Here is an 18,107-nt window from a genome sequence, read left to right on the forward strand (position 1 = left end):
TTCATGCACGCGATTGTTTGCCATGCCTCGAAAGACCTGCGGGTAGAACCGCAAACCGCACCCCGGGCACTCGCCCCCGACCAGTTGCGGGTGCGCATTGCCCGGGGCGGCATTTGCGGCTCGGACCTGCATTACTACCAGCACGGCGGCTTCGGCACCGTGCGCCTGCGCGAGCCGATGGTGCTGGGCCATGAGGTGTCGGCGGTGATCGAGGCGGTGGGCCGTGAAGACACTTCGTTCAAGGTGGGCCAACGTTTGTCGGTCTCGCCGTCGCGGCCTTGCGGGGGTTGCCGTTATTGCCATCAAGGGCTGCCCAACCACTGCCTGAACATGCGTTTTTACGGGAGTGCGATGCCCTTCCCTCACATACAAGGTGCGTTTCAACAGACCCTGGTGATCGAGACGCATCAGGCGCACCTGCTGGCCGACCATGTCAGCCTTGCCGAAGGTGCGATGGCCGAACCGTTGTCCGTAGGCTTGCATGCCATTCAGCGCGCCGGGGCGGTCTTCGGCAAGCGGGTTCTGGTGACCGGCTGCGGGCCCATCGGCAACCTGTTGATCGGCAGCCTGCGCGCAGCAGGCGCGGGCGAAATCGTTGCCGTGGACCTGGCCGCCGGCCCCTTGGCCTGCGCCGCGAAAATGGGCGCCAGCCGCACCCACAACCTGGCGCAAGACGCCGACGCGTTAAAGCGCTACACCGCCGAAAAAGGCTACTTCGACGTGATGTTCGAAGTCTCCGGCAGCGCCCAGGCCTTGCGCAATGGCCTGGAATGCATGGCCCCGCGCAGCGTGCTGGTGACGGTCGGCCTGGGTGGCGAAGTCTCGCTGCCGCTGAACATGCTGGTGAGCCGCGAGATCGACCTGCGGGGCACTTTCCGTTTTCATTCGGAATTCGCCCAGGCGGTGGATTTGCTCAACCGCCAGGTGATTGATGTACGCCCGGTGATCTCCCACACCGTGCCATTTTGCGAGGCGGTACAAGCCTTTGAGCTGGCGGCGGACAAAAGCCAGGCAATGAAGGTGTTGCTGGATTTTGGCGTGCTGGACATGCCATAGGCCTTCAGCTGCGCTCCTCAAGCCGGTAGCGCAGGAACCGATGCCCTGGGGAAAACAACCGCCGGTAGGTGAGCAGCACCGCGCCTACCGTGCCCAGCGCCGACGATGCAGCGATCAAAAACATGATCACGATCTGGTAACGCACCGCGTCCACCGGGCTCTCTCCCGCCAACACCTGGCCGGTCATCATGCCCGGCAGGCTGACAATGCCCACCACCGTCATCTGGTTCAGGGTCGGGATCATCCCGGCCCGCACCGCTTGGCGAATCGCATCCTGCGCCGCCTCCCACCGTGAACCACCCAGGGCCAGGACCATTTCGATGGTGTTACGCCCCGAGGTCAGTTCCTGGGTCATGCGCTCAATGCCCAGGGACACGCCCGTGAGCGTATTGCCGAGAATCATCCCAAGGATTGGAATCGCATACTGCGGCTCGTACCACGGGTGAATCCGGATGATCGCGAACAAGCCGATAGCCGTCACCAGCCACGAACTGCCCCACACCGACACGATACTGTCGGCGCGCTGGCCGGCGTAAGTACGCTTGCCGCGCCCGGCTGCCGAGAGGCCGGCGATCAGGGTCATCAGGCTCATCAGCGGCAACACCACGTACCAGTAGGCGAACTCGAAGACCCAGCCCAGCAGGTAACCGATCGCCAACAACTGCACCACCGTACGCACCGCGGCCCAGAACAGCTGGCGCTCCAGGCCCAGGCGCAACAACAACGACAACGCGCCGTTGATCAGGATCAACGAGGCGGCGATGGCCATGTCCAGTGCTGTGAGGTCGTGATAATTCATGGCTGCTCGGCGCCTGTCAGCATGCCGGCGTCCATGTGCAGGCGGGTGGTGCTCATGCGTTGCGCCTGGCCCGGGTCATGGGACACCCAAATATAGGCGTGGTCATTATCCGCCTCTGCCCAGGCGTTGATCAGCGCCTCAACTTCCCGAGACGAGTCCGGATCGAGGGCGGCGGTGGGTTCGTCCAGCAACAGCACATCGGGGTTGAGTTGCAGGGTGCGGATCAGTGACACCACCTGGGACTCGCCGCCGGATAAATCGCCGGCATTTTTTGCCAGGAAGCCCGGCGCCTTTCCCGCGTGGGCCAGCAGCGCCTTGACCGCATCCGGGTCGAAACCCAGGTGGTGCAGGGCCTTGAGGCTATAGGGAAAGCGCAGGTTGTCTTCCACGGTGCCCTCGATCAGCGCCGGGCGTTGGGAGAGGTAGCTGATGCGGCTGCGATAGTGCGGGATTTGCGCGTTGGCGATGGGTTGCCCCTGCCAGAGGATTTCCCCTGAGGTGGGCGCGTCGAGCAAGGCGAGTGCCCGAAGAAATACGCTTTTGCCGGAGCCGGATGAACCGGTGATGGAGATGCGGTCGGCGTGGTGCAGCTGGAAGTTCGTAGGTTGCAGCAATTGCAGCTGGCGGCGCTCGTCCATACGCGTGAGCGCCCGGGTTTCGATCAACACACTCATGGACTTGATGATCCTTGTTCCTGGTTTAGACACAATGCTGAGGCAGAACATACCGCCCTTGTGGCGAGTGAGCTTGCTCCCCCCCCACAAGGGTTGCTCAGTGCTTGGGCTCGAGTGACACCACGCGTGGCTTGATCGCGTGCTCGCGCACGTCAAGCAGCGCCAGTGTCACCGGCAACTTGAAGCGCCGGCGCCCTGCACTGCCCGGGTTGAGAAACAACCGATCGCCACGCCATTCAATCAACGGTTTGTGAGAGTGGCCGGTGATCACTAACCGGATGCCCGGATCAAGCGCCTGCGGCACATCGGCGATGTCATGCACCAACAGCGCCCGCCAGCCATTCAGGTCGAACTCCAGCCGATCCGCCAGGTGTTCTGCCCACGCGGCGTCGAGGTCGTTATTGCCGCGCACTACGTGTAACGGCGCAATCGAGGCCAACAGTTCGAGGATTTCCGGGCTTCCGATATCCCCGGCGTGAACAATTTGCTCGCACCCTTCCAGGGCCGCCAGGGCCTCGGCGCGGAGCAAGCCGTGGGTATCGGAAATCACACCAACTTTCATGAACGTCTCCTGTGCCATGCACCGGCGTCCTGCGCCGGGCGGCTTGCAATCAACCATTGCACTGCCTATATTTCCCGCTTGGCGCCATCTACGCCACCATCCGCGGAAAGGGCTGCGCCCAAGACCTTGACTGAATATCACATTTCTACGACTCCCAACCTTAAAGCGGACAAGGTTTGTGCAAGGAGATCGTATGTCCCAAGCCTTATCGTCCTCTAACGGCCATATCAACCTTGAGCAGCAACGCAAGCGTGCCAAGGAGCTTTTGCTGCGCCTCAAAAGCGCCGGCGCCGCCGCAGCCCCGACTTTATCCGATGCTCAATGGCAGATCGCCAGGGAACTGGGCTTCCCGAGCTGGCCCAAGCTCAAGGCGCACGTCGACGCGGTGGACTTTGCCGCGCGCCACCCGAGTTTCGAGGCGAGCGATGAGGCCCGTACCACCCACTGGCGCTGCGGCAACGATATTGCCCACAGCCTGGGCATCGCGGGGTTCAAGGGCCGCTTTCGAATGCTGATTGATCCGTTGTGCATGGGGCCGGTCCAGGATTTGCCCGCCGCTCAATACGAAGCCGATCGCAGCCGCTATATTAGCCAGGCTTTTGCAATGGACGAGCAGGAGGTGGCGCACCGGCATGCCGACGAATACGCACATCTTGAACAACTGGGCCGCGCCGGCCACAGCGTGTTGTGGTGCGAGGCGGATGCTTACGATCAGTTGTTCCTGATGCGTGCGCTGGCGGGGCTCGATCATGTACCTGAACGGCTTGAGCTGATCGAGGTTGACCGTATCCCCGGCGTGCAACGCTTTATCGGGATTGGCCAACTGGCCCCCGAAGTGCTGGCCTGGTTGTGGCCCCAGCGCCGGCGAGTCGATGCCGACATGCTGGGCCTGGCGCGGCAAGCCTGGCTGGCGTATTGCGACCGTTCACCAGTGAAGCTGGCGGAACTGGCCCGGGGCAGCCACACCTCCCTGCCCTTCCTGGCCCCGGCGCTGCGCCGGCAGTTGCAGGAATTGCCGGGGGTTCGGGACGGCTTGTCACTGACCGAACGCTTGTCCTTGCAGTACGTGGGTGAAGCGGGCCCGATTCCGTTTGGCCGGGTGTTTGCCGAATTGATGGGCAAACGTGAACCGCTGCCCTATCTGGGGGACATGATGTTTCATGCCCTGATGCGGCCGCTGATCGATGGCGCCCCTGCGCTGCTGATCGAGTCGGAGGTTCAACTGCCATGGCCGCAACGCCCGCTGGCATTGACCGCGCTTGGCCGCCAGGTTCTGGAGGGCAAGGCTTACTGGCCGGACCACGCCACCCAGGAACGCTGGATCGGCGGCACCTGCATCCGGCCTGGCCAACCGCACTGGATGATTGACGAGGCGCTGGTTCCCGTCTGGCGCGGCTAAAAGCGGCTCTGCTGCCCTGGCGCAACCGTTACGCAGCTCTGCGGCGAGTTTTTCTTCGTCCAGTGCCCCTTCCCATCCAGTGGAATATCCAACACCTGGGCGATGAAATTGACTTGAAGCCAACCCGACCGATGCGCTTGAGGCTTTGCGCTAACCCCGGCCGGGACGGGAATGTTCAGAGGCAGGCTGTCGCTGTCGAGGGACGCCACGTTCATGGCTGCACCTGCTCGGAAATCTCGATCAGGTTGAGGTCAGGGTCGCGCACGTACACCGAGCGGATCGGCCCGGTGGCGCCGGTGCGCAGTACCGGGCCTTCGATGATCGGCCACTCGACCTTGGCCAAGTGGGCAATCACCTGATCCAGTGGAATCGAGGCGATAAAGCACAGGTCCAGCGCCCCCGGCACGGGTAAATGGGCCTTGGGCTCGAATTCGTGGCCGCGTACATGCAGGTTGATTTTCTGTTGGCCGAAGGCAAACGCCTTGCGCCCGCCAGCGAAGGTCTGTACCTGCATGCCAAGCACGCGCACGTAGAAATCCTCGGCGGCGACGGGGTCGATGGTGGTGAGTACGAGGTGGTCAAGATGGTCGATCATGGGCGCAGCTCCAGTGTGTTGGCCAGTGCCATGCGGCGGGTGTTGTGAAAGTGCAGGGTCAGCGCTTCGTTCTGGAAGCCGTCGCGGGTGGCGACTTCGTGCAAAAAAAGGCGTTGCAACGGTAAGCCCATGACGTTTCCCGTTCTTGTTGAATGCGTGCGCCATGGATAATCGACATAAACCGGACGGATGAAAATTTCGAATTTCGCCACTATCCTTTCCAAATTGGAAACCCTCGGACACACCTGATGATCAATCCCCTGCATTTCGACCTGCTGTCCCTGCGCTTGCTGATCTTTGCCGCCGAAACCGCCAACCTGACCCGCGCCGCCGAAAAGGCCAACATGACGGTCTCGACCGCCAGCAAGCGCCTGGCCGAACTGGAGCGCACCACCGAGTGCCCGCTGTTCGTGCGCCTGCCACGGGGGCTGGAGTTGACGGCGGCGGGCCAGGGCATGGTCGAACACGCGAAAATCATCCTGGCAGGCGTCAACCGCATGGCCTGCGACGCCAGTGACTACGCGGTTGGGGTGCGCGGGCACGTGCGCCTGTTCGCCAATACCTCGGCGGTGGTGCAGTTCCTGCCGGACGACCTGGCGGCGTTCCTGCAGGACAACCCCCATGTGCGTATCGGCCTGGAAGAAGCCCTCAGCGAGCCGATCATCCAGGCGGTGGAAAGTGGCCGCGCCGATATCGGGATCTTTGCCGACAACGTACCGGCGCAGGGGCTGTACACGTTGCCGTATCGCGAGGACCGGCTGGTGTTGCTGGTGCCGGTGGGCCATGCGCTGGCTACGGCACGTAGGGTTTCTTTCTGCGACACCCTGGGTTTTGACTACGTGGCACTGAACCAGGGCAGCTCGCTGCTGCGCCGGATCACCGACGCCGCCGCAAGCGCCGGCAAGGTGCTGAAGGTACGGATTCAGGTCAGCAGTTTCGACGGGATCTGCCGGATGATCGAAGCCGGGTTGGGCATCGGGATCCTGCCGCTGTTATCGGTGCGCGCCGAACTGCTGGGCAGCCGGCTGATCGCAGTCGAACTGGACGATGACTGGGCGCAACGTACCTTGTTTGTCGGGGTCAGCAACCAGGCGCAATTGGCGCCGGAAGCGGCGAAACTGTTCGAGTACCTGAGCCGGGGCAACCCTTAGCGAAACCGCGCAATCACCGCCTCCACCACCGGGTTGGCGCGCTGGGTATTCCAGGCGATGGCCGTGGTCACCACGTTAAGTTTCTGGCTCAACCCACGAAACACCACATTGGCCGGGGCCAGTTTTTTCAGCGACGCCGGCACCAGCGCAATCCCCTGCCCGTAGCTGACAAACGCAATCTGCGAGGCCACCGAGCGCACTTCATGCAGCACACGTGGGGAAAAACCGCTGGCGCGGCAAGTGGCGATCAGGTTGTCGAAATACACCGGGCTGACGTTGCGCGAAAACATCACCAGCGGCTCGTTGGCCAGGCTCGACAGGCTGATGCGCGTGCGGCTCGCCAACGGATGATCCGCGGGCAAGGCTACCACCAGCCGATCCTCGGTCAATGGAAGTGACTGCACCGAAGCCCCCAGGTCGCCGTCCAGGCGCGCGAATGCGAGGTCGATATCCCCGGCCTCCAGCGCCGGCAGTGCCTCGACACTATCGATTTCGCGCACCGATACCGTGAGCTGCGGGTACTCGAGCTTCAGTTGCTCGATCAGGCCGGGCAACACATCGAACATCGCCGTGGAGATCGCGCCAATGGTCAGCATCCCCGACTGCCCCGCCACTGCCTCCTCCACCGCAAGCTCCAGGCGCTCCAGTTGCTCGGCGAACTTGCGCACCGCCGGCAGGATTGCCGCGCCCACCGGCGTGAGTTTTGCCCCGCGCCGGGAGCGGTCGAACAGCTTGACCTTGAGCGCCTGTTCCAGCACCTGGATCTGCTCGCTCAGGGGCGGCTGGGACATGCCGAGGCGCTTGGCGGCGCGGCCGAAATTCTGCTCCTCAGCCACCGCGAGGAACAACCAGAGGTGACGAATCAGACGAAAATTGATCATGGTTTTTCCATAGGTTAAGCGTATGCAAGGCTTCTGTACTTCGTAATATACCTATCAAAGCGACTCGCTGACACTGGCCGTCTCCGTCACCCGAGGCTCGCCCATGACCGCTGATCACTTGCTTGACCGCCTGGCCGCACTGGACACCAACACCGTGTCCGACGCCCTCGACTTCCTCGGCCTGCCCGGCGCCACTGTGGGCCTGCGCCCGTTGTGGAACTGCCCGAAAATCGTCGGCCGCACCAGTACCGTGCTGCTCGGCCCCAAGTCCGACACCGCCCCGTCGGTGCACCTGATCACACCGGTGATCGAACAGGTTGAAACGGATGACCGGGTGCTGGTGATTGCCGGCGGCACCGAGGGCATTTCCTGCTGGGGAGACATCATCGCCAACGCGGCATCGCGCAAACACATACGTGGCACGGTGATTGATGGTTTCAGCCGCGATATCGACGGCAGCGAGGCCATCGGCTATCCGGTGTACGGGCGCGGCGTGACCATGATCAGCGCGCGCAACCGCGTGGTGCAGGTCGGTGCCGGCGTGACCTTAAGCGTCGCTGGCGTAAGCGTCAGCGAGGATGACTATGTGATCGCCGATACCTGCGGCACGGTGTTCGTGCCCCAGGCGATGATCGAAAAGGTACTGGACCTTGGCGAGCGCATCGCCCGCCGCCAGGACGGCATGGTGCAGGCGGTGCGCAGCGGGCGTTCAGTGGTTGAGGTGATGCACGACGCGCAGTTTGAGGCGATCACCCGATGAGCACCGATACCCAACGGCTCAACCCGCGCCTGGCCAGCGCGCAACCGTCCGCCACCTATCGCATCATGGACCGCGTCGCCGAACGCCGGGCGCAAGGCGCGCACATCATCTCGCTGTGCGCCGGTGAGCCGGATTTCGATACCCCGCGGCATATCCGCGAAGCCGCGATCCAGGCCATTGAAACCGGGCATACACGCTACACCCAAGTCGCGGGTGCCCGCGCCTTGCGCGAAGCGGTGGCGGCTAAGTTCCGGCGTGAAAATGGCCTGGACGTGTCCTGGCAGGACACTCTGGTGTGCAACGGCGGCAAGCAAGTGATCTACAACGCCCTGGCGGCCACCCTCGATGAAGGTGACGAGGTGATCGTGCCGGCGCCGTACTGGGTCAGCTACCCGGAGATGGTGCATCTGTGCGGCGGCGAAGCACGCATCGTCACCTGTGATGCCGACAGTGGCTTCAAGCTGACACCCGAGGCACTGGCCGCCGCCATCACCGCGCAGACCCGCTGGCTGATCCTCAACTCACCGTCCAACCCCACCGGCGCGGTGTACAGCGAGGACGAGTTGCGGGCACTCACCGACGTGTTGCTGGCCCACCCGCAGGTGTTGGTCCTCGCCGACGATATTTACGAACACCTGATCTTCGACGATCAGGCGTTCCATACCCTGGCCCAGGTTGAACCCCGGCTGGCGCCGCGCACCTTGACCATGAACGGTGTATCCAAGGCCTACGCCATGACCGGTTGGCGCATCGGTTTCGCCACCGGGCCGCGCTGGCTGCTGGAGGCCATGGAAAAGCTGCAAGGCCAACAAACCTCCGGCGCCTGCTCGATCTCGCAACAGGCGGCACTCGCCGCACTGGAAGGCCCCAAGGATTTCATCCGCGACAGCCGCGGGGTGTTCCAGGCGCGCCGGGACTTGATGGTCGAGTTGCTGAACGACACACCGGGCCTTGAGTGCGTGAGCCCCGCCGGTGCGTTTTATGCCTTCGCCTCCTGCGCGGCGTTGATCGGGCGTACCTCGGCGGGCGGCCGGCTGCTGCGCAGCGATGAAGACGTGGCCCTGGCGCTGCTCGACGAGGCCAGTGTGGCCGTGGTGCAGGGCAGCGCCTTTGGCCTGGCGCCGTACATTCGTATTGCTTATGCGTTGGATGATGCGTCATTGCGCCAAGCGTGCGAGGCCATTCACCACTTCTGCACCCACCTGCAGACTGAAGAAGAAAAGTGATGAATTCACATAGATAAATATCGCTAATGGTGGCGTGCGGCGCTTCTTAAGATTAGGGCCGATCTGGACAACACTCACAACAACAAGGTCCGCCCCCATGTCTATGCCTGAAGTCATACAACCCGCTGTGCGCAGCCAATACCGCTGGGTGGTTGCGGCGCTGATTTTCCTGATCTACACCGTGGCCGCGGCCGACCGCGCCAACCTCGGCGTGGCGCTGCCGTTTATTCGCCAGGAATTTGAAATGAGCAACGCCCAGGCCGGCGGCCTGGTCAGCCTGTTCCTGCTGGCGTACGTCTTGGCACAACTGCCGGCGGGCTTTGCCTTCGGGCGCTTTGGCGTCAGCCGGATCCTGCCAGGGGCCATGGTGCTGACCTCCCTGTTGACCGGGTTGGTGGGCACCGCCAGCTCACTGCTGGCGCTGAAACTGTATCGCCTGGGGCTGGGCGTCGCCGAAGGCCCACTGCCTATCAGCATGACCACCACCATCAACAACTGGTTTCCGGCACGGGAAAAAGGCACGGCGTCGGGGATCTTTCTCTCGGCGGTGAAGTTCGGCCCTGTGATCGTGCCGCCGCTGTGCGCGGTGATCATTTCGGTGTGGGGCTGGCGCGAGATCTTCTACTTCTTCGCCATCCCGGGCATCGTGCTGGCGCTGATCTGGTACTTGCTGGTCACCGACCATCCTTCCCGCAGCCGCTTCGTCAACAAAGCCGAATTGCAGTACATCGTCGAAGACACTGCGGTCACTCAAACCGCCCGCGTACACAAGACCCCGGCCTGGGTGGAGAAGCTCGACCGGGTTATCCGCACCCGCGATGAAACGCCGCTGGAAACCAACCGCCAGGTGTTCAAGTCCTGGAACATCTGGGGTTGTGCCACCAGCTATTGCTTCCAGCTCGGTGTCTCCAGCGTGCTGCTGGCGTGGATCCCGACTTACCTGATGACCGTCAAGCAGTTCTCGATCATGAACATGGGCCTGGTCTCGGCAGCACCCTGGGTGGGCGCGGTGCTGGGCAACCTGCTGGGCGGTTTCTGCTCGGACCGCCTGATGGGCGGGCGCCGCAAACCGGGCATGCTGCTGTCGGCGGTCGGCACCTCACTGATGATGTACCTGCTGATCAATTCACCCGCCGAGCCCCTGCCCTACGGCCTGCTACTGATGTTGACCGGTATGGTGTTGAGCCTCGGGTTCTCCTCCTACATGGCCTACCCGATGGGCCTGACCACCAAGAAAACCTTTCCGATCTCCAACGCCATCGTGAACATGATCGGCCAGTTGGGCGCCGCCGCAACGCCCTTCATCACCGGCCTGCTGCTGGACAACTATGGCTGGAACTACGTGTTCGCCTGGCTGGCAATCGGCTCGTTCATCAGCTTCATCATTTTGCTGACCATTGCCGAGCCGCGGCCACAACCCTGACTGATTTCCCCCAACACAAGGAGTTACCCATGTCACCCCAAGACCAAGAATTGGTTGCCCTGTTTGCCGGCCTGGACACCCCGGGCGTGTCCGACGCCCTGGACAAACTCGGCCTGCCCGGCCAATGCCTGGGCATCATGCCCCTGGACAACTATCGCCAGGTGGTCGTCGGCCCCGCCTTCACCGTGCGCTACGTCAGCGCCAGCAACCCGCCGGGCACCGTCGGCGACTTTGTCGATGACGTGGCCGAAGGCGATGTGGTGGTGATCGACAACGACGGGCGTACCGACTGCACCGTGTGGGGCGACATCATGACCCAATACGCCGGCAGCCAGCGGATCGCCGCGACCGTGATCGATGGCGTGTGCCGCGACGTGAGCAAGGCGCTGGGCGATGGCTACCCGTTGTTCACCAAGGGCCGGTTCATGCGTACCGGCAAGGACCGGGTTGAAGTGGAAGCGGTGAACCAGCCGGTGTCCATCGGCCAGGCCCGTGTGTGTGCCCGCGACATCGTGGTCGCCGATGCCAACGGCGTGGTGATCGTGCCCCGCGAGCGCGCCCATGAAGTGGCGGCGTGCGCGCGTTCGATTGAAGCGGTGGAGGCGCGTATCCGGGCGTTGCTTGATGAAGGCAAATCGTTGCGTGAAGCCCGGGCAGCGCTGGGCTATCACACCTTGCAACGCAAGGGCTGACGCGCCGTTCAGTTCGCCGGGCGCAACAGCTGCATCTGCTGGCGATAATCATCCGTCACCTGCCGCGACTGGCTGCTGCTGGTAATCACCCTGGGCGTGATCAGCACAATCAACTCGGTGCGATCCCTGGACTTGCTGGTGCTGCCAAACAACCAGCGCAGCCCCGGGATTTTCCCCAGGTACGGCACGGCGCTGACGCTCTCGGCGTTGTCCTGCTTGATCAGCCCGCCGAGCAACACGGTCTGGCCGCTTTGCACCGCCACTTGGGTGGACACCGAGCGCGTGGAGATACGCGGGTTGTTGGGCGTGTCGCTGCTGTTGGTGGTCGGGGTCTCGGCGTCACTGACCTGCTGCTGGATGTCCATGTACACCAGGCCACCCGGGTTGATGCGCGGCACCACGTCAAGGATCACCCCGGTCTGCACGTATTCCACGCTGCTCAAGGTGCTGTCGGCGTTGCCGGTGTTGACCGTGGTCTGGCTGATGGGGATGTTGTCGCCCACCTGGATCTGCGCCGGCTGGTTGTTCATCACCACCAGCGACGGCGCCGACAGCACCTGGGTTCGGCCATTGGTCTCCAGGGCATGCAAGGCCACTTGCAGGTTGGAGCTGACGAAGGAATAGAACAGCGAATCTGCGCCCAACCCCGCGCCGCCACCGCCCAGCGCGCCCTGACTGCCGGGGGTATTGGCCACGGTGGTACTGGTGGAGTTGCCTGCCAGGCGTCCCAGGTACCATTGCACGCCGAGGTCGAGTTCGCCGGTGAGTTTGACTTCAAGGATGCGCGTCTCGATCTGCACTTGCAGTGGTGGGTTGTCGAGGCGTTTGATCGCCGATTCGATCTCCTTCCACTGCACCGGGCGCGTGCGCACCAACAGTTGGTTACTGCTTTTTTGCGCGGTGATTCGGGTGCCAGCGTCGAGGCTTTTGTCGCCAGCGCCCGGTTCCACGCGTTCATTCTCTTCGCTGGCGGCCGCGGGCTGCTCTTCATCATCGCCTGCGGGAGGGCTGCTGCTCAGGCCCGCGCTATTGCCGCTGGTGTTGAGTGAGGACAAGGTCGCGGTGCGCAAACCCGGCGCCACCTTGGCCGGCGTATCGTCCTTGATCGCGTCGGTGCCGTAGATCTGGCGCAGGTACTTGGCGAGGTCCGTGGCTTTCATGTTGCGCACGTCGTACACGTACATCTGCGGTTCGTTGCCGCCGCCTTCGTCGATGGTGTGAATCCAGTCGCCAACTTCACTGAGGTACTGCGGCTGGGACGAGATCGCCACCACCGAGTTGGTGCGCTCGATCGGCAGGAACCGCACCATGTCCGCCAGGGGCATGCCGCTGTCGGGGCCAAACATCTTTTGCAGCTCGGGCATCAACTCGGCCACCGAGGCCCGCTGCAAGCCGAACACCCCCACCGACATGCCTTTGAGCCAATCAACATCGAAGGTGTCGATGGTGTCCTGGTAGTTGGCCAACTCATCCGGCGTACCGGCCAGGCTCAACACATTGCGCGCCGGGTCCACCAGCAGGAACGCGTTTTCCCGGGCAAACGGCTTGAGCAGTTTCTGCATTTGCGTGGCCGAGATAAAGCGCAGCGCAAACAGCCGCGCCGAGAGCCCGCTGGAGGGTGGCGACACGCTCATTTGCGGCACCAGCTTGCCCGTCACCGCCTGGTTGGCCGGCAGGATCACGTAGCGCTGGCCCTGGCGAATCATCGCGTTATCGGTCCAGGACAGCAGGGTTTCGAGGATCGACAACGCCTGCTGCTTGCTCACCGGTCTGGAGGTGGAAAAGCTCACGTTGCCTTTCACGCCCTCGGCGATGCTGTAGTTCTCGTGCAACAGGTCGCCCATGACGCTGTTGATCACCGCCTCGATCGGCTGGTCGGCGAAGTTGAACACGATGTCGCCAGTGGCTTCATCCTTGACCGCAGGCGCCGGTGCGGGCGCACGCACAAACTGCTGGTTGCCGCGAATCAACTGGCGCTGGGGCGGCGTGGGTGCTTGGGGCTGGGCAGGCGGGTCGCTGGCTGCGTCCACGGGCGGGCGTTGCGAACCGGTGCCCTGCATCGCCTCGTGGAGCAAGGCATCGTCCGGGTCGAGGTGATCGGGGAATGACCCACAGCCGCCCAGTGAGGCGGCCGTGGCCAGGCAAAACACGGTGGTGCGCAAGGCGCCAGGGCAAGTATCGATCAAGGGGCGGGCTCGTGAGGAAGGGAAATCGGCGGCGTGGTGGATGCCGGCGGCAAACGCGGAACGCTAAGGCTCAGGGTTTGGGTGCGGCCATCCAGCACAAAACGGGCGTGCAACGGTGTCAGGTGTTCCAGGCGCCAGCCGTTGGGCAGGGTCTGGCCTTGGTGGATGTTGAGGGGCGGGCCGTCGGGACGTTTGAGCAGGGCGACGCGCAGGTCGCCGTCGAGCAGTACGCCGGTCAGTTTCAGGCTCGACAGGCTGGACACCTCGGCCTGGCCAATGGCGGCATCGGGGCTGCGGTCGGGGCTGAACAGCGGCGCCTGCCAGGTGCCGGCGAGGCTTTCCAGGCTCGCACTCGGGGCGACGCGGACCTTGGCCGAGGCATTGGCGCGCGCCGTGGAGGCAGGCTCATCCAGCCACTGCGGCGCATCACCGATGCTGCTCAAGATGCCCGCCATCAGCAGGCCCAGCAGCCCGGCCACACCGAGCAGTCCCCATTCCAGGGGCCGTAATGAATTGATCATCGGCGGGCCTGCGTGGCGGCAGCCGGTTGCAGATAGCCGCGCACCAGCAGGTGCACCACCAGCTTTCCGGCGCCGCCGCTGGCGGGGGCATTCGGCCCGCGGCGGATGCTGATTTCGTCCACGAACAGGAACGGCCGCTGGTACTCCAGTTCATGCAGGATCGCGCTCAGGGGTTCGATGGCGCAGTTGAGGGTCAGGCTGACTTTCACCTGGCGATAGGGCTCGGTGTCATCCTGCTCCGGGGTGATGGGCATGCGCTGGGTCAGGCTGCAGCCGCCGCCGCGGCTGGCACGGCTGCTGATCAGGTCGGCGATGCGCTGCATCAGGTCCGCTGCCACCACGCTGGGGTCATCACCGGGCAGCAGGCTGGTGCTGCTGGCCGGGTCCTGGCGGGCTTGCTCCAGTTGCTCGCGCAGGGACGCACCCTGCTGCAGCAGGCCGGCATAGCGTTGCTGTTGTTCGCGCAGCTGTTCGGCTTGCTCGCCCATGGCGCGCAATGGCCCGGCAAACCAGCTGTCGATCAGCAGCCAGTAGGCGCTGCCGAGCACCAGCGCCAGGATTAGCAAGGCCGCGCCGCGCCGTTCACGGGGTGTCAGTGGTCGGCGCATCGGCGGCCTCCTGGTGCAAGTGGGCGCGCAGGGAAAACTGATCCTTGCCGGTTTGCGCGTCGGGTTGGATCACCCCTTCGAACTGGGCGTTTTCCAGGCTGTGGCAGGCCTTGATCCGGGTGATCAGTGCACTCGCCTTGGCGCTCTGCCCGGAGAAGGAAACCTCGGCGCCGTTGTTGACGTCCAACTGGTCGATCCAGGTGTCGGCGGGCAGGCACGCGGTCAGCTCGTTCAGCAGCGCAGCCAGCGGCGGTTGCGCCGACTTGCGGCGGATCAGGTATTGCGCGGCACCCCGGGTGTTGAGCAGTTGCTGGCGCAGGCGCTGGACCTCGGCGACCTGGGCTTTTTGCTGCTGGACCTGCTCATGCATAACGTCGAGCACCCGCTGGCGGTCGTTGAGCCACAACAACATCGCCGCAATCAACAACGCGCCGCACAGCCACGGCAAGCTGCGTTGCAAGCCCTTGCCGGCCGGGCGCTGGCGTGGACGCAACGGAGCCGGCAGCAAATCGATGCCCATTGCGTTCACATCCACCGCGTGAGGCTGCAAGCCGAGGGCGGCACATTCCACGAGTATCTGATCCAGGCGCTCACGCAAAATCGCCACCAGCGTCACCTGCACCTGCGTGGCCGTGCGCTGTTCCTGACGGGCCACGAAGTACAGCTGTTCAGCCTCGAACGGGGTAAAGCGGTCCAGCTCATAGCCCACCACCGTCGACAGGTTGCGCGCAGCCGCCAGGGGCAGTTGCAGGGTTTGCAACAGCACCGCCCCCTGCGCAAGCACCAGCACCTGGCGCACTTCACCGCCAGGGTGTGCCACCGGCTCGGTCAACGGCCAGTGGTAGCGGTACTCGGGGATGTCGTGGATCGACAGCCATGCCGGCAGGCAGCTACGCAGCTCCTTGAGCCACAGCTGCCAGCCCACGTGCAGCAAGCTGCCGCGCCAGCGCCGGGTGAGCGGCTCTGCCAGCCGTTGAAGGTGCGCCATGGGCGCCGAAAGGTATCGATTCATTCTTGCCAACGCAGCACCCGATAAGGCTGTGCGCTTTCCTCCGATGGGCTCAATAACACCGTGGTTCGTAACCGGGCGTGGTAACCGCCGGGGCGTTGTGCGCGGCTGTCGATCACCAGCACGTCACCCGGGTCAGCGCCCACCGCGCTTTGCCGGGGCAGGTTCAAGGCGCGACGCATCAAGGGGCTGGCGAAAGCGGGATCGGGTCGGTCCAGGCCACTCCACAGGCTGATTTCCGGGGCCAGCCGGCGGTACAGCGCCTGAGTCATGCCGGGGAGTTGCCGCACTTCCTCCACCACCCGGAACGGCGCCAGGCCTTCGTTGCGCCGTGCCTCCAAATCCTTGGCGAGCCGGCTGGCCTGGGCCTGGGTCGCACCGCAGGCCAGGGCCAGGCGGGCGAAGTCGGTCGCCTCAGCGCTGTTTAAATACAGCTTGCCGCGCTCGCTGTGCAGGCTCACGCGTAACTGTGCATCGTCAAACACCAAGGGCATTTCACGGCCGTCGGCGATCCATTGCTTGCGTTGCAGCGGGTCGGCCAGGGCCCGTATGGCCAGCGCCACGCCCGCCTCTGCCGCCAGCAACGCCTGGGTGTGCTGGCGATGCCAAAGGGCCTGACGGCTTTCCAACTGCACCCACCCGGCCAGACCGCCCAGCAGCAGACTGAGCAACGCCAGCACCCACAGCACCAGCAGCAGCGCTACGCCGCGCTGGCGCTTCATTGGTCCGATGCGCCGCTGGAGAGATTCAGTCGCAGGGCCACCACTTGGGTCACCCACGGCACCGGCCCGTCGACCCGTGCCGCAATGCGTACCGCGTACGGCAGGCGCTTGGTCCACGGCCAGTCGCTGACCCAGCCGGTGGCCTGGCCCTTGGGCGACACGCCGCGATACCTGAACTGCAAATCCTCGACATTCTTCAGCAGCACCTGCGGCTCGCCGCGGGTAGCCGGCACGCTCACCTGGGCGCTGGACTCAAACCGGGCGAACGCTACCTGCAACTCGCGCTCGGTCAACTGCAAAGTGAAACGCTGAATGCCGCCGCCGAGCACGCCCGGCAAGGTCGCGACGAATTGCAGGCGCTGGGCGGAGCCGACGAAAAAGCCGTTGGTTTGGCTGTCGTCCTCAGTCACGTCCAGAGGCAGCGCCTCGCTGATGGACGTGCGCAGGAACTGTTGCGCGGCGCGCATTTCATTCAGGCTGGCCGTGTAGCGCTGGGCCTTGAGCACCGCACGGTTGGCGCCCAGCAACGCACCGCCCACCAGAGTCAACAACAGCCCCAGCAAACTGAGCACGATCATGATTTCCAGCAAGGTAAAACCCTGCTGACGCCGATTCACAGACCCGCCCTGTCGGTGGCAGCGCGCAGCTTCAAGGTGCTGAAACGCGCCTGGCGCCGCGCCTCGCTGACGGTCAGGTCGAGGCGAAACAAGCGTGGCTGACCGATACGTGTCGGCTGCTGGGCGATGCTCAATTGCCAATCGATACCATCGCCCAGGCTACCCTGGCGAGTGCCGCTGGCCAGTGGGCCGGAGGTTTCCTGATCCATCACGCTCAAGGCGGCATGGGTCAGACGGTCGCTGTGGGCGACCTGTAATAACGAGCGCGCGCTCTGGCCGAATGCGACCAGCAGTACGCTGCTGCAAATCGCCATGAGCGTCAGCGCCGCGAGCATTTCCAGCAAGGTGAAACCCGACTGGCGATTCATGGCAATACCTTCGACTGCACGCTGCCGGTGAGCCAGCCAATATCGATGCGCCAGCGCCGCGAGCCATTGGCCAACAACAGATTGCCTCCGGTGGAACTGCCGTCGGGGTAAAACTCCACGGCCGCGCCTGCGTGTTCGGCGGTGTGCACCGTCACTTGCAGGTCGGCCGGCCAATGCCTGACAGGCCGCCCCGGCGCCTGGAAACTTAGTTGCTCCAGGTCAAATACCGTCCTGGCCGGCGTACCGCTGATAATCGCCTGCGCCCGTGTGCTGCGCAGCGCATCGACCATCTGCCCGACCGCCTGACGCTCCTTGGCAACCCGCAGGCCTTGTTGCAGGCCAAATCCCACCAACCCGGCCGCGAGGCTGATCAAGATGATCACCGCCAGCATTTCCAGCAGGGTAAAACCGCGTTGGAGGGCCGGCATTATTCCCAGTTGCCCAGGTCGGCGCTGTAGCCTTCGCCGCCGGGCTGGCCGTCCTGACCGTAGAAGATCAGGTCGAAGGCGCCGTGCTCACCGGGGAAGCGATAGCCGAAGGCGTGCCCGAACGGGTCCTTGAGATCTGAAGGTTTGGCGTACGGCCCGGCCCAGCCGGTGGTGTTGCCGGGCTTCTCGACCAATTGCCGGAGGGTCTTGGGCGGCGCGCCGACGTCCAGGCCATAGCTCTCGATTTTCATGCTCAGGCTGGCCAGTTGCGCTTTGCCCGCGCCGTATTTGCCCTTGTCGACGTTACCGCCAACCTGGCGCACCACGATGGTGGCGACGATGCCCAGCAGCACGATCACCGCGAGCATTTCCAGCAAGGTGAAACCAGCCTGACGGCGGGCGGGCTTGAAACGGGTATGGCGCATGGGCT

23 protein-coding genes are annotated in these 18,107 nt (G+C 64.0%); 7 read left to right on the top strand and 16 right to left on the bottom strand.

The window, feature by feature from the left end:
• The first annotated feature begins 3 nt into the window (after positions 1-3).
• Positions 4-1,056, top strand: coding sequence for an L-idonate 5-dehydrogenase (locus ACZRN6_RS05635; RefSeq protein ID WP_464007398.1), 1,053 nt, complete (start codon positions 4-6; stop codon positions 1,054-1,056).
• Between the two features lie 4 nt (positions 1,057-1,060).
• On the opposite strand, the gene ACZRN6_RS05640 is transcribed toward ACZRN6_RS05635, so the two are convergent.
• From ACZRN6_RS05640 to ACZRN6_RS05650, 3 genes are all read right to left on the bottom strand, one after another.
• On the bottom strand, positions 1,061-1,855 hold the full coding sequence (locus tag ACZRN6_RS05640; protein WP_464007399.1) for an ABC transporter permease: 795 nt from the start codon (positions 1,853-1,855) through the stop codon (positions 1,061-1,063).
• Positions 1,852-2,529, bottom strand: coding sequence for an ABC transporter ATP-binding protein (locus ACZRN6_RS05645; protein WP_322144509.1), 678 nt, complete (start codon positions 2,527-2,529; stop codon positions 1,852-1,854). The genes ACZRN6_RS05640 and ACZRN6_RS05645 overlap by 4 nt, the downstream gene beginning before the upstream one ends.
• A 97-nt stretch (positions 2,530-2,626) precedes the next feature.
• A complete protein-coding gene (locus tag ACZRN6_RS05650; RefSeq protein ID WP_322144508.1) occupies positions 2,627-3,091 on the bottom strand; it encodes a metallophosphoesterase family protein in 465 nt (154 codons plus the stop codon).
• 193 nt (positions 3,092-3,284) lie between these two features.
• On the opposite strand from ACZRN6_RS05650, the gene ACZRN6_RS05655 reads away from it, so the two are divergent.
• Positions 3,285-4,490: a DUF1835 domain-containing protein gene (locus ACZRN6_RS05655; RefSeq protein ID WP_464007400.1), complete on the top strand. Its 1,206-nt coding sequence runs from the start codon at positions 3,285-3,287 to the stop codon at positions 4,488-4,490.
• On the opposite strand, the gene ACZRN6_RS05660 is transcribed toward ACZRN6_RS05655, so the two are convergent.
• The 3 genes from ACZRN6_RS05660 to ACZRN6_RS05670 are packed head-to-tail and all read right to left on the bottom strand — an operon-like array spanning position 4,487 to position 5,216.
• Positions 4,487-4,705 carry a hypothetical protein gene (locus tag ACZRN6_RS05660; protein WP_464007401.1) on the bottom strand — a complete coding sequence of 73 codons (219 nt, stop codon included), beginning with the start codon at positions 4,703-4,705 and terminating at the stop codon, positions 4,487-4,489. The genes ACZRN6_RS05655 and ACZRN6_RS05660 overlap by 4 nt on opposite strands.
• A complete protein-coding gene (locus ACZRN6_RS05665) occupies positions 4,702-5,085 on the bottom strand; it encodes a VOC family protein (RefSeq protein ID WP_322144505.1) in 384 nt (127 codons plus the stop codon). The genes ACZRN6_RS05660 and ACZRN6_RS05665 overlap by 4 nt, the downstream gene beginning before the upstream one ends.
• The gene (locus ACZRN6_RS05670; protein WP_464007402.1) at positions 5,082-5,216 is read right to left on the bottom strand and encodes a hypothetical protein; all 135 of its coding nucleotides are present in this window, start codon (positions 5,214-5,216) and stop codon (positions 5,082-5,084) included. Before ACZRN6_RS05670 ends, ACZRN6_RS05665 begins: the two co-directional genes overlap by 4 nt.
• A 117-nt stretch (positions 5,217-5,333) precedes the next feature.
• On the opposite strand from ACZRN6_RS05670, the gene ACZRN6_RS05675 reads away from it, so the two are divergent.
• Entirely contained in the window at positions 5,334-6,236 is a 903-nt protein-coding gene (locus ACZRN6_RS05675; protein ID WP_464007403.1) for a LysR family transcriptional regulator, read from the top strand.
• Here ACZRN6_RS05675 and ACZRN6_RS05680 read toward each other — a convergent pair.
• A complete protein-coding gene (locus ACZRN6_RS05680) occupies positions 6,233-7,117 on the bottom strand; it encodes a LysR family transcriptional regulator (RefSeq protein ID WP_464007404.1) in 885 nt (294 codons plus the stop codon). The genes ACZRN6_RS05675 and ACZRN6_RS05680 overlap by 4 nt on opposite strands.
• 103 nt (positions 7,118-7,220) lie before the next feature.
• Between ACZRN6_RS05680 and ACZRN6_RS05685 the strand changes: the two genes are divergently transcribed.
• The 4 genes from ACZRN6_RS05685 to ACZRN6_RS05700 all read left to right on the top strand — a co-directional run bounded on the left by ACZRN6_RS05685 (position 7,221) and on the right by ACZRN6_RS05700 (position 11,218).
• The gene (locus tag ACZRN6_RS05685; protein WP_464007405.1) at positions 7,221-7,877 is read left to right on the top strand and encodes an RraA family protein; all 657 of its coding nucleotides are present in this window, start codon (positions 7,221-7,223) and stop codon (positions 7,875-7,877) included.
• Positions 7,874-9,103: a pyridoxal phosphate-dependent aminotransferase gene (locus ACZRN6_RS05690; RefSeq protein WP_464007406.1), complete on the top strand. Its 1,230-nt coding sequence runs from the start codon at positions 7,874-7,876 to the stop codon at positions 9,101-9,103. Before ACZRN6_RS05685 ends, ACZRN6_RS05690 begins: the two co-directional genes overlap by 4 nt.
• A gap of 97 nt (positions 9,104-9,200) precedes the next feature.
• Positions 9,201-10,526 carry an MFS transporter gene (locus ACZRN6_RS05695; protein ID WP_464007407.1) on the top strand — a complete coding sequence of 442 codons (1,326 nt, stop codon included), beginning with the start codon at positions 9,201-9,203 and terminating at the stop codon, positions 10,524-10,526.
• 29 nt (positions 10,527-10,555) lie between these two features.
• Positions 10,556-11,218, top strand: coding sequence for an RraA family protein (locus tag ACZRN6_RS05700; RefSeq protein ID WP_464007408.1), 663 nt, complete (start codon positions 10,556-10,558; stop codon positions 11,216-11,218).
• A gap of 8 nt (positions 11,219-11,226) precedes the next feature.
• Here ACZRN6_RS05700 and gspD read toward each other — a convergent pair whose 3' ends face one another.
• The 9 genes from gspD to gspG are packed head-to-tail and all read right to left on the bottom strand — an operon-like array spanning position 11,227 to position 18,102.
• Positions 11,227-13,404: a type II secretion system secretin GspD gene (gspD, locus tag ACZRN6_RS05705; protein ID WP_464007409.1), complete on the bottom strand. Its 2,178-nt coding sequence runs from the start codon at positions 13,402-13,404 to the stop codon at positions 11,227-11,229.
• Positions 13,401-13,925, bottom strand: coding sequence for a hypothetical protein (locus tag ACZRN6_RS05710; RefSeq protein ID WP_464007410.1), 525 nt, complete (start codon positions 13,923-13,925; stop codon positions 13,401-13,403). Before ACZRN6_RS05710 ends, gspD begins: the two co-directional genes overlap by 4 nt.
• Entirely contained in the window at positions 13,922-14,533 is a 612-nt protein-coding gene (gene gspM / locus ACZRN6_RS05715) for a type II secretion system protein GspM (RefSeq protein WP_464007411.1), read from the bottom strand. Before gspM ends, ACZRN6_RS05710 begins: the two co-directional genes overlap by 4 nt.
• Complete coding sequence (locus tag ACZRN6_RS05720) at positions 14,508-15,545, bottom strand: type II secretion system protein GspL (RefSeq protein ID WP_464007412.1); 1,038 nt, start codon at positions 15,543-15,545, stop codon at positions 14,508-14,510. The genes gspM and ACZRN6_RS05720 overlap by 26 nt, the downstream gene beginning before the upstream one ends.
• Positions 15,542-16,264: a type II secretion system minor pseudopilin GspK gene (locus tag ACZRN6_RS05725; protein WP_464007413.1), complete on the bottom strand. Its 723-nt coding sequence runs from the start codon at positions 16,262-16,264 to the stop codon at positions 15,542-15,544. The genes ACZRN6_RS05720 and ACZRN6_RS05725 overlap by 4 nt, the downstream gene beginning before the upstream one ends.
• Entirely contained in the window at positions 16,261-16,881 is a 621-nt protein-coding gene (locus ACZRN6_RS05730) for a prepilin-type N-terminal cleavage/methylation domain-containing protein (RefSeq protein WP_464007414.1), read from the bottom strand. The genes ACZRN6_RS05725 and ACZRN6_RS05730 overlap by 4 nt, the downstream gene beginning before the upstream one ends.
• Positions 16,878-17,249, bottom strand: a complete 372-nt coding sequence (locus ACZRN6_RS05735; protein ID WP_322144492.1) for a type II secretion system protein — start codon at positions 17,247-17,249, stop codon at positions 16,878-16,880. Before ACZRN6_RS05735 ends, ACZRN6_RS05730 begins: the two co-directional genes overlap by 4 nt.
• The gene (locus tag ACZRN6_RS05740; protein WP_464007415.1) at positions 17,246-17,677 is read right to left on the bottom strand and encodes a GspH/FimT family pseudopilin; all 432 of its coding nucleotides are present in this window, start codon (positions 17,675-17,677) and stop codon (positions 17,246-17,248) included. Before ACZRN6_RS05740 ends, ACZRN6_RS05735 begins: the two co-directional genes overlap by 4 nt.
• Positions 17,677-18,102 carry a type II secretion system major pseudopilin GspG gene (gene gspG, locus ACZRN6_RS05745; RefSeq protein ID WP_464007416.1) on the bottom strand — a complete coding sequence of 142 codons (426 nt, stop codon included), beginning with the start codon at positions 18,100-18,102 and terminating at the stop codon, positions 17,677-17,679. The genes ACZRN6_RS05740 and gspG overlap by 1 nt, the downstream gene beginning before the upstream one ends.
• Positions 18,103-18,107: the final 5 nt, after the last annotated feature.

The sequence above is a fragment of the Pseudomonas sp. A125 genome (assembly GCF_055409485.1).